Source organism: Saccharopolyspora halophila (genome assembly GCF_039531955.1).
In the GTDB taxonomy this organism is placed as follows: Bacteria; Actinomycetota; Actinomycetes; order Mycobacteriales; family Pseudonocardiaceae; genus Saccharopolyspora; species Saccharopolyspora halophila.
Window position 1 is genome coordinate 526,167 of sequence record NZ_BAAARA010000004.1, and the last position, 13,088, is coordinate 539,254.

Annotated in this window: 11 protein-coding genes; all 11 read left to right on the forward strand. The window is 68.6% G+C overall.

The features are described 5' to 3' along the window. The first annotated feature begins 136 nt into the window (after positions 1-136). The 11 genes from ABD289_RS09965 to ABD289_RS10015 all read left to right on the forward strand — a co-directional run bounded on the left by ABD289_RS09965 (position 137) and on the right by ABD289_RS10015 (position 12,991). Positions 137-1,021, forward strand: a complete 885-nt coding sequence (locus ABD289_RS09965; RefSeq protein WP_344129060.1) for a 3-oxoacyl-ACP reductase — start codon at positions 137-139, stop codon at positions 1,019-1,021. A gap of 50 nt (positions 1,022-1,071) precedes the next feature. Next, positions 1,072-1,854, forward strand: coding sequence for an MlaE family ABC transporter permease (locus tag ABD289_RS09970; protein ID WP_344129062.1), 783 nt, complete (start codon positions 1,072-1,074; stop codon positions 1,852-1,854). Beyond that, a complete protein-coding gene (locus ABD289_RS09975) occupies positions 1,854-2,720 on the forward strand; it encodes an MlaE family ABC transporter permease (RefSeq protein WP_344129064.1) in 867 nt (288 codons plus the stop codon). The genes ABD289_RS09970 and ABD289_RS09975 overlap by 1 nt, the downstream gene beginning before the upstream one ends. Positions 2,721-2,752: 32 nt before the next feature. Further along, the gene (locus ABD289_RS09980; RefSeq protein WP_344129066.1) at positions 2,753-4,066 is read left to right on the forward strand and encodes an MCE family protein; all 1,314 of its coding nucleotides are present in this window, start codon (positions 2,753-2,755) and stop codon (positions 4,064-4,066) included. Further along, positions 4,063-5,103 carry an MCE family protein gene (locus tag ABD289_RS09985; RefSeq protein ID WP_344129068.1) on the forward strand — a complete coding sequence of 347 codons (1,041 nt, stop codon included), beginning with the start codon at positions 4,063-4,065 and terminating at the stop codon, positions 5,101-5,103. The genes ABD289_RS09980 and ABD289_RS09985 overlap by 4 nt, the downstream gene beginning before the upstream one ends. Positions 5,104-5,141: 38 nt before the next feature. Then, positions 5,142-6,113 (forward strand): MCE family protein, encoded by a 972-nt coding sequence (locus ABD289_RS09990; RefSeq protein ID WP_344129070.1) that lies wholly within the window; start codon positions 5,142-5,144, stop codon positions 6,111-6,113. Then, complete coding sequence (locus ABD289_RS09995; protein ID WP_344129072.1) at positions 6,110-7,315, forward strand: MCE family protein; 1,206 nt, start codon at positions 6,110-6,112, stop codon at positions 7,313-7,315. Before ABD289_RS09990 ends, ABD289_RS09995 begins: the two co-directional genes overlap by 4 nt. Continuing rightward, the gene (locus tag ABD289_RS10000; RefSeq protein ID WP_344129074.1) at positions 7,312-8,454 is read left to right on the forward strand and encodes an MCE family protein; all 1,143 of its coding nucleotides are present in this window, start codon (positions 7,312-7,314) and stop codon (positions 8,452-8,454) included. The genes ABD289_RS09995 and ABD289_RS10000 overlap by 4 nt, the downstream gene beginning before the upstream one ends. Further along, positions 8,451-9,596, forward strand: a complete 1,146-nt coding sequence (locus ABD289_RS10005; protein WP_344129076.1) for an MCE family protein — start codon at positions 8,451-8,453, stop codon at positions 9,594-9,596. Before ABD289_RS10000 ends, ABD289_RS10005 begins: the two co-directional genes overlap by 4 nt. A gap of 81 nt (positions 9,597-9,677) precedes the next feature. Next, on the forward strand, positions 9,678-11,531 hold the full coding sequence (gene dnaK / locus ABD289_RS10010; RefSeq protein WP_344129078.1) for a molecular chaperone DnaK: 1,854 nt from the start codon (positions 9,678-9,680) through the stop codon (positions 11,529-11,531). 326 nt (positions 11,532-11,857) lie between these two features. After that, on the forward strand, positions 11,858-12,991 hold the full coding sequence (locus tag ABD289_RS10015) for a L,D-transpeptidase (RefSeq protein ID WP_344129080.1): 1,134 nt from the start codon (positions 11,858-11,860) through the stop codon (positions 12,989-12,991). The last annotated feature ends 97 nt before the right edge of the window (positions 12,992-13,088 follow it).

Below are 13,088 nucleotides of genomic sequence, written 5' to 3' on the forward strand. Positions count from 1 at the left end.
CATTTGCGCTGAACACGCGGCATAAGACCGTAATTTCAGGGCATCTATTGATCCGCAACGAGAACTCATTCTACTGTGTGTGGCTAACGTCACGGCAGTACAACGCCATCGTCACCTTCGACAGAGGTGAGGCTCAGTGTCGAGTTTGGATGGAAAGGCAGCGATCGTCACCGGCGCCGGTGCCGGTCTGGGGCGCGCCGAAGCCCTGGAACTGGCCCGCAACGGCGCCGACGTGGTGGTCAACGACGTCAGCGAGGCCGCGCACGAGGTGGTCTCGGAGATCGAGGAGATCGGGACCAGGGCGGTCGCCGTCGTCGGCGACGTGTCCTCGCGCGAGACCGCCGACGAGCTGCTCGACGTCGCCGTGCGGCGCTTCGGCGGGCCGCAGGTGCTGGTGAACAACGCCGGGCTGCTGCGCGACCGGATGCTGTTCAAGATGTCCGACGAGGAGTGGGATCAGGTGCTGGCGGTGCACTTGCGCGGTCACTTCCTGCTCTCGCGCAACGTTTCCGCGCACTGGCGTCAGGAGTACAAGGACACCGGCGCGACCTGCGGCAGCATCATCAACACCGCCTCGGAGGCGTTCCTGCTGGGCTCCGCCGGGCAGCCGAACTACGCCGCGGCCAAGGGCGGCATCGCCGCGCTGACCGTGTCCACCTCGCGCGCGATGGCGCGAATGGGCGTGCGCGCCAACGCGATCTGTCCGCGCGCTCGGACCGGAATGACCGCGCACACCTTCGGCGAGGCGCCGGAGGGGGGAGTGGACCCGTTGTCGGTCGAGCACGTCGCACCGCTGGTGACCTACCTGGCCGGACCGAGCGCGCGGGCGATCAGCGGGCAGGTCTTCGTGGTGCACAGCGGTGTGGTCGCGCTGCTCGCACCGCCCGCGGTGGAGCAGCGCTTCGAGACCGATGGCCCGCTGTGGACCCAGCAGGAGCTGGAGAAGGGGCTCGGTGACTACTTCGCCGACCGCGACCCGGACAGGACGTTCGCCGCGACGGACGTGCTGTCGATCCCCTGAGAACCGGGAGGAACGATGAGGCTGGGCACCGCGACCGCGGTGGGGCCGCGATGACCGCGCCTACCTCGGGCTTAGTGGCCTCGTTCGGCCACGTGGGCAGGATCGCCACCCTGGCGTGGGAGGTGCTGCGCAACATCCCGCGCAGGCCCTTCGCCGTGCGCGAATGGATCCAGCAGGCCTGGTTCTTCGCCAGCGTGACCATCCTGCCCACGGCGATGGTGGCGATTCCGTTCGGCGCCGTGATCGCCATGCAGCTGGGTTCGCTGACCCAGCAGATCGGTGCCCAGTCCTTCACCGGCGCGGCCAGCGCCCTGGCGATCCTGCAGCAGGCGAGCCCGCTGATCACGGCTCTCCTGGTGGCCGGGGCAGGCGGCTCGGCCGTGTGCGCCGACATCGGGGCGCGCACCATCCGCGAGGAGATCGATGCGCTGGAGGTGCTGGGCGTCTCGCCGGTGCACCGCCTCGTCGTGCCCCGGGTGTGCGGGGCGGTGCTGATCTCGCTGCTGCTCAACGGGCTGGTCAGCGTCGTCGGCGTGCTCGGTGGCTACTTCTTCAACGTGATCCTGCAGGGCGGCACCCCGGGTGCCTACCTGGCGAGCTTCAACGCGCTGGCCAGCCTGCCCGACATCTGGATCAGCGAGCTCAAGGCCGCCGTCTACGGCTTCGTGGCCGGGGTGGTGGCCGCCTACCGCGGGCTCAACCCCACGGGCGGTCCGAAGGGCGTGGGTGACGCGGTCAACCAGGCCGTGGTCATCACCTTCCTGCTGCTGTTCCTGATCAACCTCCTGCTGACCGGGATCTACCTGCAGCTCGTCCCGCCGAAGGGGTTGTGATGGCCGTTCTGGACCGCGTCCCGACGTCGACGACCGCGCAGCGCGAACTGCGCAAGGCCGCTGCGGTGCCCGGCAACGTGCTGGAGAACCTCGGGTGGCAGCTGTGGTTCTACCTGCGGGCGCTGCTGCTGATCCCGGTCACGCTGCGCCGTTACCGCAAGGAGACCCTGCGGCTGCTCACCGAGGTGGTCTTCGGCAGCGGCGCGCTGGCCATCATCGGCGGCACGCTCGGCGTGATGGTCGGCATGACCATGGCCACCGGCGCCGTGGTCGGGCTGCAGGGCTACTCCTCGCTGGACCAGCTGGGGACCGCGGCGCTGACCGGGTTCATCGCCGCCTACTTCGACACCCGCGAGGTGGCACCGCTGTCGGCGGGCCTGGCGTTGTCGGCGACGGTCGGCTGCGGTTTCACCGCGCAGCTCGGCTCGATGCGGATCTCCGACGAGATCGACGCGCTGGAAGTGATGGGCGTGCGCAGCGTTCCGTACCTGGTGACCAGCCGGGTGCTGGCCGGGGTGGCCGCGGTGATCCCGCTGTACGTGGTGGGGCTGCTCGGGTCGTACCTGGCCTCCCGGCAGATCACGGTCTGGGTCTACGGCCAGTCAGCGGGGACCTACGACCACTACTTCCACCTGTTCCTGCCGCCGGAGGACGTGCTGTGGTCCTTCGGCAAGGTCATCGTGTTCAGCGTCGCGGTGATCCTGACCCACTGCTACTACGGATTCACCGCGCGCGGCGGACCCGCGGGCGTCGGGATCGCGGTCGGCAACGCCGTGCGGACCTCGATCGTGCTGGTGACCGTGCTGGACTTCTTCTGCAGCCTGGCGATCTGGGGATCGACCACGACCGTTCGGATCGCCGGATGAGCGCGGGGCCGAGCCGGCGGAGGCTGCAGGTGATGGGCGTGGCGTTCCTCGCCGTGGTCGCGATGTTCCTCGCGGGCACCATCGGCGCCTACAACAAGGTCTTCACCCCGCACGTCCCCATCACCCTCGAGGCCGACACCGCGGGCAACCAGATGCAATCCGGCGCCGATGTGAAGGTGCGCGGAGTGGTCGTCGGCGAGGTGCGCGAGATCAACGCCGGAAGGGGCGGCGCCCGGCTGCGACTGGCGCTGCAACCCGACAAGGCGGAGATGATCCCCGCCAACGTCCGGGCCCGGTTGCTGCCGAAGACGCTCTTCGGCGAGCGCTACGTCTCGCTCGACATCCCGCAGCGCACCGCGAACGCCACGCTGGCCTCCGGCGATGTGATCGCCCAGGACCGCAGCGAGTCGGCCATGGAGATCGAGGAGGTGCTGGACGATCTGATGCCGGTGCTGCAGGCCGTGCAGCCGCAGCAGGTCGCCACCACGCTCGACGCGGTCTCGCAGGCGTTGCGGGGCAGGGGTGAGCAGCTCGGCGACACGTTGGTTCAGCTGGACGCCTACCTGGAGAAGTTCCACCCGTCGCTGCCCAAGCTGGAATCGGTGATCGACCGTCTGGACGAGGTGTCCAACACCTACGCCGATGCCGCTCCCGACTTGCTGCGCGCGGTGCGGGACATGTCGACGACCAGCCGCACCATCGTGGAGCAGAAGACCCAGCTGCAGCACCTCACCGGAACGCTGACCTCGGCGAGCACCGATATCGACCGCTTCATGGAGGTCAACGCGGGCAACTTCATCCGACTGGCGGACACCTCCCGGTCCACATTGGAACTGCTGGCCGAGTACTCGCCGGAGTATCCCTGCATGCTCAAGCAGTTCGAGGCCGGGATCGAACCGGCGAACGAGTCCTTCGGCAAGGGGTCGAAGCACCCCAACATCGGCAAGTTCACCCTCGAGGTGACCGCCAGCCGCGGCAAGTACGTTCCCGGGCGCGACGACCCGAAGAACCTCGACCAGCGCGGCCCCCGCTGCTACCCGTTCGTGGAGCCGCCGGACACCTTCCCGCAGTACCCGCCCGGCGGGCCCATCCAGGACGGCTCGATGCACCCGGAACCGCCGCGCTCGCGCGAGGAGGTCTTCCCGTGGGAGAACGACTCGCCCGCACCGGCTTCCACCAGTCCGCAAGCGGCCACCGGTGATTCGGTCGCCAACTCCCCGGCCGAGCGGGACCTGCTGTCGGTGCTGCTGTCCGGGCAGCTCGACGCCCGACCGGCCGACGTGCCGGACTGGAGCTCCCTGCTGGTCGGTCCGGTCTACCGGGGAACGGAGGTGAACCTGAAATGAGATCGGCCAGGTCGATCACCGCGCCACTGCTCAAGCTCACCGCTTTCGTGCTGGTCACGGTCACCCTCACGGGCATTCTGGTCTCCACCATCGCGGCCAACGACGCGGGCGACTCGGAGATCTACTCCGCGAAGTTCGCCGACGCCTCCGGGCTCGGCGAAGGCGATGACGTGCGGATGGCCGGGGTGCGCGTGGGGCGGGTCAGCGAACTGGAGATCGTCGACGGCAAGCACGCGCTGGTTCGCTTCGACCTCGCCGCCGACCGCAAGTTGCCCCGCGACGTGGAAGCGACCGTGAAGTTCCGCAACATCGCGGGCCAGCGCTACCTCGACCTGGACGCGCCGCTGCGCGACCCGGGCGAGGTGCTGGAGCCGGGCGCTCAGATCCCGATCGAACGCACCCACCCGGCGCTGAACCTCACCGCGCTGTTCAACGGGTTCCAGCCGCTGTTCAAAGCGCTCTCGCCCGAGGACGTCAACAAGCTGGCCGGGGAACTCGTGCAGGTGCTGCAGGGCGAAGGAGCCACCGTCGAGAACCTGCTGCAGCACACCGCCTCGCTGACCAACACCTTGGCGCAGAAGGACCAGGTCATCGGTCAGGTCATCGAGAACCTCAACGCGGTGCTGGGCACGGTCAACGCGCGCGGGCCGCAGCTGGAAGAGCTCATCGACGCGCTGCAGAAGCTCACCAGCGGACTCGCCGAGCAGCGCGAACCGGTCGGCGAGGCCATCGTGGCGCTCGATGAGCTCACCAACACCACCGCGGGCCTGGTGCACGATGCCCGGAAACCGCTGCGGGACAACATCAGCGCGCTGCGCGACGTCACCGGAGTGCTCAACGAGGACCTCCCGATGCTCGAGCGCACCCTGCAGACGATGCCCGACCGGCTCAACCGGCTGACCCGGACGGTCAGCTACGGCAGCTGGTTCAACTACTACGCCTGCCGGGTGACCGGCCGCATCCGGGTCGATCAGCTCGAGATCAACGTGCCCATCACGCCCGTGCCCACCTCCGAGATGCCGGAGAGGTGCCAGTGAAACCGCTTCGGGAACGCAACCAGGCCACTGTAGGGGTGGTGACCCTCGTGCTGCTGGTGACGGGAACGCTGCTGGCGTTCTCCGCCAAGGACCTCCCGCTGGTCGGCTCGGGAACGGGCTACCAGGCCTACTTCTCCGAGTCGGCCGGGCTCGACTCCGGCGACGAGGTGCAGATCGCCGGTATCAAGGTCGGCGAGGTGGATTCGGTTGCCCTGGAAGGAAACCGGGTCCTCGTCGATTACACGGTGGATGGACGCGAGCTGGGTGATCGCACCACCGCGAGCATTCAGATCAAAACGCTGCTCGGCGAGAAGTTCCTCGAACTCGAACCCGCGGGGGCGCGCGAGCTCGACGAGGCGATCCCGCTGTCACGCACCACCGCGCCCTTCGACATCCCGGACGCCATCGACGAGCTCACCCACACCACCGGCGAGCTCGACGCGGAGAAGCTGGCCGCGAGCTTCCAGACCATGTCCGACACCATGCGCGGCGCGCCGCAGCACATGAGCCGGGCCGTCGACGGGCTGGCCAAGCTCTCCGAGGCGGTGGCCAAGCGCGATCAGCAGCTGGCCGATCTGGTGCGCAACGCCAGCGACGTCTCCGGCATCGTCGCCTCCCGCGATCAGCAGGTCGACCGGCTCATCAAGGACGGCAACCTGCTGCTGTCGGAGGTGCAGGCGCGCAAGGAGGCCATCAGCGGACTGCTGGAGGGAACCCGCGAGGTCTCCCGGCAGCTGCGCGGCATGGTCGCCGACAACCAGCAGCAGATCCAGCCAGCGCTGGCGCAGCTCGACGAGCTGACCTCGATGCTGCAGCACAACCAGGAGAGCCTGGACAAGGCTCTGGGCGCGCTCGCGCCCTACGTGCGGGGCTTCAACAACACCATCGGCAACGGGCGCTGGTTCGACGGTTACTTCTGCGGTCTGCTGCCGCCGCCGATCAGCTCGGGCCCGGTGCAGACCAACGAGCCCGAGTGCTCCATCCCGGTCCCCGGCGGAGGTGGCCAATGAGCAGGCGTTACCGCTTCCTCGCACTGCTGACCGCGCTGGTGCTGGTCACCGCGGGAGGGATGTGGTGGATGTTCAGCGCCAGCGGTACCCGCGTGACCGCCTACTTCGATCGCGCGGTGGGGCTCTACGCCGGATCCAGCGTGCGGGTGCTCGGCGTGGAGGTCGGCCAGATCGAGTCGGTGCGACCGGAAGGGCCGAACGTGCGGGTGGACATGCACGTCGACGACGGGGTGCGCATCCCGCGCGACGTGGGCGCCATGGTCGTGGCGCCCAGCCTGGTCAGCGATCGCTACGTGCAGCTCACCCCGGCCTACACCCGCGGCCCGGTGCTCGCGTCCGGCGCCGTGCTGAAGCCCGAGCGCACCGCCACGCCCGCCGAACTCGACGAGCTGTTCGCCAACGTCAACAAGCTGTCCGAGGCGCTCGGGCCGGACGGAGCCAACCGCGACGGTGCGCTGTCGGATCTGATCAACACGTCCGCGGCGACGGTGGACGGCAACGGCCAGGACCTGAACACCACCATCAAGCGCCTCGGCGAGCTGTCCACCGTGCTCTCGGAGAACCGCGGGGATCTGTTCTCCACCGTCGACCACCTCAACCAGTTCACCGCGACGCTGGCGCGCAGCGACCAGCAGATCCAGGAGCTCTACGGGCGCATGGCCGACACCACCACGTTCCTGGCGGGCGAGCGCGAACAGCTCGGCACCGCGCTGCAGGAGCTGGCCGGCGCGCTCGGCGAGGTGCAGCACTTCGTGCGCGACAACCGCGAGAACGTCTCGGCCAACGTGGAGAACCTCACCGGCGTCACGCAGGCGCTGGTCGACCAGCGCGAGGCGCTCGCCGAGGTCCTGGACCTGATGCCGCTGGCGACCACGAACTTCATCAACGCCTACGACTCCGCGTCCGGTTCGGTCACCTCCCGCTGGCATCCCAACGAGCTCACCGAGCCCCCGGTGCTGATGCTGTGCAAGCTCATCGCGGGCGTGACGCCCGGTCCCGAGGGGATTCCGCAGGCGTTGCGCGACTCGTGCGCCGAGCTCAGCGGGCAGATCCAGGGCGCGGTCCCGCTGCCGTCGGTCGGGGAAGTTCTGGGCAACCTCCAGGTGGGCGCCGGTGAGGCCACCGACCGGCTGGAGCGCGGTCCCAATCCCATCCCGCTGCCCCTGGTGGACGCGATGCGCGAAGGGGCGGGTCAGCGATGAGGCGTTCCGCGATCCTGGTGATCCCGCTGTCGCTGCTGCTGGCGACCGGATGCGGCGCTGCGGGCTTCAACGGCCTCTACAACACGCCGCTGCCCGGTGGCGCCGAACTCGGCGACCGGCCGTTCGAAGTCACCGTGCACTTCGCCGACGTGCTCGACCTGGTGCCCCAGGCCAGCGTGAAGGTCAACGACGTCTCCGTCGGGCGCATCGACCGCATCGCGCTCAGCCCGGACAACACCACTGCCGTCGTCACCATGCGGGTCAACGGCGACGTGCGGCTGCCCGCCAACTCCTACGCGCGGCTGCGCCAATCCAGCCTGCTGGGGGAGAAGTTCGTCGAACTCGCCCCGCCACCGGAGAACGGCACCGGCAGGCTGCGCGACGGCGCCGTCATCCCGCTGGAACGCACCAACCGCAACCCGCAGATCGAGGAAGTGCTCGGCGCGGTCTCGCTGCTGCTCAACGGCGGTGGCATCGATCAGCTGCACACCATCGTCGGCGAGCTCAACAAGGCGATGACCGGGAACGAGGCCGAGATCCGGTCCCTGCTGGGCAACGTCAACGACGTGGTGACCCGGCTGGACGCCCAGCGCGGCGAGATCACCAAGGCCATCGACGGGCTCGACCGGCTCTCCGCCACGCTGCGCGCTCAGACCGGCGACATCGAGACCGGGCTCGATCAGCTGTCCCCGGGCCTGCGCGAACTCGAGGCGCAGCGCGGCAGGCTCGTCGGGATGCTGGAATCTCTGGACGAGCTCTCGACGACCGCGACGCAGACCATCCGGAGCAGTCGCGAGGACCTGGTCGCCGATCTGCGGGCGATGGCTCCGACCTTGCGCCAGCTCGCCAACACCGGATCCGATCTGCCCAGGGCGCTGGCCTTCCTGTCCACCTATCCGTTCCCGGAATACGCGATGAACGCGCTCAAGGGCGACTTCTTCAACGCCGACGTCTACGTCGACCTCGATCTGTCCGGGCTCTACGAGAACTTCACCCGTTCCTCGGGGCCGCCGATTCCGATCCCCGGGATCTCCGACAGCGGTGAGTCCGGCGCCGACGTGCCCGCTCCGCCCGACGGCCCGCAGCTACCGCCGTTGCCCATCCCGGAACCCGGCGACCTGCTCGGAGGTGGCTCGTGACCAGCCGCAAAGTCAAGATCCAGCTCGCGCTGTTCCTGGCGATCGCGGTGCTGGGCACCGGCTACGTCGGTGGCCGCTACGCCGGGCTGGACCGGCTGTTCGGATCCAACGGGTACCCGGTGACCGTGGACATGGCCGAATCCGGCGGGCTGTTCACCAACTCCGAAGTGACCTACCGGGGTGTCACGGTCGGCCGGGTCACCGCCATTCGCCTGACCCACGACGGAATCGCCGTGCGGCTGCACATCAACGATTCCGCGCCGCCGATCCCGGCGAACACGCGTGCCGTGGTCGCCAACCGCTCGGCGGTCGGCGAGCAGTACATCGACCTGCAGCCCGACCGGCGCGGCGGCCCCTTCCTGGCGGAGGGGGCGGTGATCCCGGCCGAGCGCACCGCCATCCCGCCCGCGCCGGAGACGTTGCTGGTCAACGTCGATCGGCTGGTCTCGGACGTGCCGACCGAATCGCTGCGCACGGTCGTTACCGAGGTCGGTACCGCGTTCGACGGCGCCGGCCCGCACCTGCAGCGCCTGCTGGACACCGCGGGGGAGTTCACCGCCACCGCCGACGCGCACCTGCCGCAGACCCAGGCGCTGCTGGAAAACGGCGATGCGGTGCTGCGCACCCAGCAGCAGCAGGCGCAGCGGCTCACCGAGTTCTCCGGCGGTCTGCGCCGGATCGGCGGGCAGCTCAAGGCCTCCGACCCGGACCTGCGCGAGGTCATCGACAAGGCACCCGGCGCGGCCACCGAGGTGCACGAGCTCACCCGCGACCTCGGTGACGACTTCGGCGTGGTGGTCGCGAACCTGCTGACCACCACGCGGCTGACCAGCGTGCGCGAACCCGGGCTGGAGCAAACGCTGGTCGCGCTGCCGATGATCTCGGCGTTCACCCACTCGCTGGCGCCCGACGGCACCGGGCACCTCGGTCTCGTGCTCAACGTGTTCAACCCGCCCAACTGCACGAAGGGCTACGAGGGAACGCCGCGCCGCGAGGGCAGCAACACCTCCGAAGGACCCACCAACTACGACGTCGGCTGCGATGAACCCAAGGGTAGCCCGATCGGGGTACGCGGGTCGCAGAACGCCATCCGGTACCCGGTGCCCGATCCCGCCGCGCCACCGCTGCCGCTGGGGCCGTGAGTTGGACGCGTTGCGTGCTGCTTCGCATACTGGCCGTGAAGCTCGCAGGACCTGCGCAATCGGCTCGGAGAGGAGCTCGCGATGGGACGCGCGGTCGGCATTGATCTGGGTACGACCAATTCCGTGGTGGCTGTGCTGGAGGGTGGCGAGGCCACCGTCATCGCCAACTCGGAGGGCGCCCGCACCACGCCGTCGGCGGTGGCCTTCGCCAAGAACGGCGAACTGCTGGTCGGTCAGCCCGCGAAGAACCAGGCGGTCACCAACGTCGACCGCACCATCCGGTCGGTCAAGCGGCACATGGGCACCGACTGGACCGTCGGCATCGACGAGAAGGACTACACGCCGCAGGAGATCTCGGCGCGCGTGCTGCAGAAGCTCAAGCGCGACGCCGAGTCGTATCTCGGCGAGGAGGTCACCGACGCGGTGATCACCGTGCCCGCGTACTTCGACGACGCGCAGCGCCAGACCACCAAGGAGGCCGGCCAGATCGCCGGGCTCAACGTGTTGCGCATCGTCAACGAGCCGACCGCGGCGGCCCTGGCCTACGGCCTGGAGAAGGGTGAGAAGGAACAGACCATCCTGGTCTTCGACCTCGGCGGTGGCACCTTCGACGTCTCGCTGCTGGACGTCGGCGAGGGGCTGGTCGAGGTCAAGGCGACCTCCGGTGACACCCACCTCGGCGGTGACGACTGGGACGAGCGCATCGTCGAATGGCTGGTCGAGAAGTTCCGCGCTTCCTCGGGCATCGATCTGACCAAGGACCGCATGGCCATGCAGCGGATCAAGGAAGCCGCGGAGAAGGCCAAGATCGAGCTGTCCTCCTCCTCGCGGACCAGCATCAACCTGCCCTACATCACCGTGGACGCGGACAAGAACCCGCTGTTCCTGGACGAGACCCTCTCCCGGGCGGAGTTCGAGCGCATCACCTCGGACCTGCTCGAGCGCTGCCGCAAGCCGTTCGCCAACGCGGTGCGCGACGCCGGGATCTCCGTCGACGACATCAACCACGTGGTGCTCGTCGGCGGCTCCACCCGGATGCCCGCGGTCACCGACCTGGTGCGGGAGCTGACCGGTGGCAAGGAGCCGAACAAGGGCGTCAACCCGGACGAGGTCGTCGCCGTCGGCGCCACGTTGCAGGGCGGTGTGCTGCGCGGTGAGGTCAAGGACGTCCTGCTGCTCGACGTCACGCCGCTGTCCCTGGGCATCGAGACCAAGGGCGGCATCATGACCAAGCTGATCGAGCGCAACACCACGATCCCGACCAAGCGCTCGGAGACCTTCACCACCGCCGACGACAACCAGCCGTCGGTGCAGATCCAGGTCTTCCAGGGCGAGCGGGAGATGGCGCTGCACAACAAGAAGCTCGGCATGTTCGAGCTGACCGGGCTGCCGCCAGCGCCGCGCGGGGTGCCGCAGATCGAGGTCACCTTCGACATCGACGCCAACGGCATCGTGCACGTCAACGCCAAGGACACCGGCACCGGCCGGGAGCAGTCGATGACCATCACCGGCGGCTCCGCGCTGCCGAAGGAGGACATCGACCGGATGGTCTCCGACGCCGAGGCGCACGCCGAGGAGGACCAGAAGCGTCGCGAGGAGGCCGAGGTTCGCAACCAGGCCGAGTCGCTGGTGCACCAGACCGAGAAGGTGCTCACCGACAACGCCGACAAGATTCCCGACGACACCCGGGCTCCGGTGCAGGAAGCCGTCACGGAGGTCAAGGAGGCGCTCAAGGGCGAGGACGTCGACCGCATCCGCGCCGCGATGGACGACCTGGCGGCGAAGTCGCAGACGATCGGTCAGGCCGTCTACGGCCAGGGGGCGCAGCCGGGTGCCGAGAGCGCGGCGACCGGGGGCGACGGCGGTGCGACGACGCAGGACGGTGAGGACGTCGTTGATGCCGAAGTGGTGGATGAGGACGACAAGAAGAACTGAATCGCCGCCACCGGGGTGACACCGAATTCGGCGACGTCGCCAACACCTCCACCGATCGAAGTAGCGAGGTTCGGGGTCTCGACGCTCTTGGATGCGGAACGTAGGAATTGATCACGAATGCAATGCCTGCGGGTAGTTCTGCCTAACTCGATGTGGTGATGATCGGCGCGTCGCGCTGGTCATTGCGGCGGCAGTCGGCCCCGCCGGGCCCGGACGGTCGCCTTGATCGTGTTGATAACCCCACTCCTGGGCCGGACAGTTACTGCTTACGACGCAACAGTGCTGGTGGCTGGGAGGCCGTTATGCGGGGGGTAGCAGCTTGTCAATTGGTTGTCGTCAGTCTGATCGCAGCCGTGGTGACCTCGTGCAGCACGCAGCCCGAGGAATCCGCGGCGTCGGTGAGCTCGTCGATCCCCAACGCCGCGCAGAACCAGGCGCCCGGTGATCCGCTCGTCCTGACGGCGCAGAAGGGGCAGCTCACGTCGGTGTCGGTGACGGCGAACGGCAAGCCGGTGGCCGGCACCCTCGACCCCAGCGGGACGAAGTGGTCCACGAACGGTCCGCTGGACTTCGGCGCGAAGTACCAGGTGCAGGCCAAGGCTCGGGACGGCAAGGGCCGTACCACCGAACCGCTGAACTCCTCGTTCAAGACCGCGGTGCCCACCGAAACCTTGGCGGTCGAGCGCACCTGGCCGGCCGAGGGGCAGACGGTGGGCGTGGCGATGCCCATCTCCATCTACTTCGACAAGCCGGTGCAGGACCGCGCGGCAGTGGAGCGCAATCTCTCGGTCGAGGCGTCGGTGCCCACCGAGGGGTCGTTCCACTGGATGAGCGACGAGCGGGTGAACTGGCGTCCCAAGGAGTTCTGGAAGGCCGGCACCGACGTGACGGTCAAGGCCGACCTCTACGGCGTGGACGCCGGTGGCGGCGTGATGGCCGACCGGAACTTCCAGACCCACTTCAAGATCGGCCGCGATCAGCGCTCGGTGGGCGACGTCAACGCGCACACCCTGACCGTCTACCAGGACGGCAAGGAGATCCGGACCATGCCTGCGTCCTTCGGGCGACCCGTCTACCCGACGCAGTACGGCATCCACGTTGCCTCGGAGAAGGCCGAATCGGTGCGGATGCGCTCGGACTCCTGGGGCGGCCCGGCGCGCGGTCAGGCCGGTTTCTACGACGAGGTCCTGCACAACAACGTGCGGATCTCCAACAACGGCGAGTACATCCACTCCAACCCGGACACGGTCGGGGCGCAGGGAAGCAGCAACGTCTCGCACGGCTGCGTGAACCTCTCGACGGCCAACGGCAACTGGTTCATGAACTTCACGCAGATCGGTGACCCGGTCGACATCAGGGGTTCCTCGCGGCCGCTCACCCCGGCCGACGGGGACATCTCGGACTGGACCATTCCCTGGGAGGAGTACGTCAAGGGCAGCGCGCTCCACGAGAAGCCCTGAGGCGTGATCGGTGCGGCCGCGGTCGCGCTCGAACTGAGGTGAGCGACGAGGGTGCGCGAAGGGTCCGGTCCGGCCCTTCGCGCACCCTCGTCTCGTC

What these genes read in the sequence shown, in the direction of transcription:
- ABD289_RS09970 (WP_344129062.1), top strand. Translation starts at nt 1,072, where the DNA reads ATGACCGCGCCTACCTCGGGCTTAGTGGCCTCGTTCGGCCACGTGGGC.
- ABD289_RS09975 (WP_344129064.1), top strand. Translation starts at nt 1,854, where the DNA reads ATGGCCGTTCTGGACCGCGTCCCGACGTCGACGACCGCGCAGCGCGAA.
- ABD289_RS09980 (WP_344129066.1), top strand. Translation starts at nt 2,753, where the DNA reads ATGGGCGTGGCGTTCCTCGCCGTGGTCGCGATGTTCCTCGCGGGCACC.
- ABD289_RS09985 (WP_344129068.1), top strand. Translation starts at nt 4,063, where the DNA reads ATGAGATCGGCCAGGTCGATCACCGCGCCACTGCTCAAGCTCACCGCT.
- ABD289_RS09995 (WP_344129072.1), top strand. Translation starts at nt 6,110, where the DNA reads ATGAGCAGGCGTTACCGCTTCCTCGCACTGCTGACCGCGCTGGTGCTG.
- ABD289_RS10000 (WP_344129074.1), top strand. Translation starts at nt 7,312, where the DNA reads ATGAGGCGTTCCGCGATCCTGGTGATCCCGCTGTCGCTGCTGCTGGCG.
- dnaK (WP_344129078.1), top strand. Translation starts at nt 9,678, where the DNA reads ATGGGACGCGCGGTCGGCATTGATCTGGGTACGACCAATTCCGTGGTG.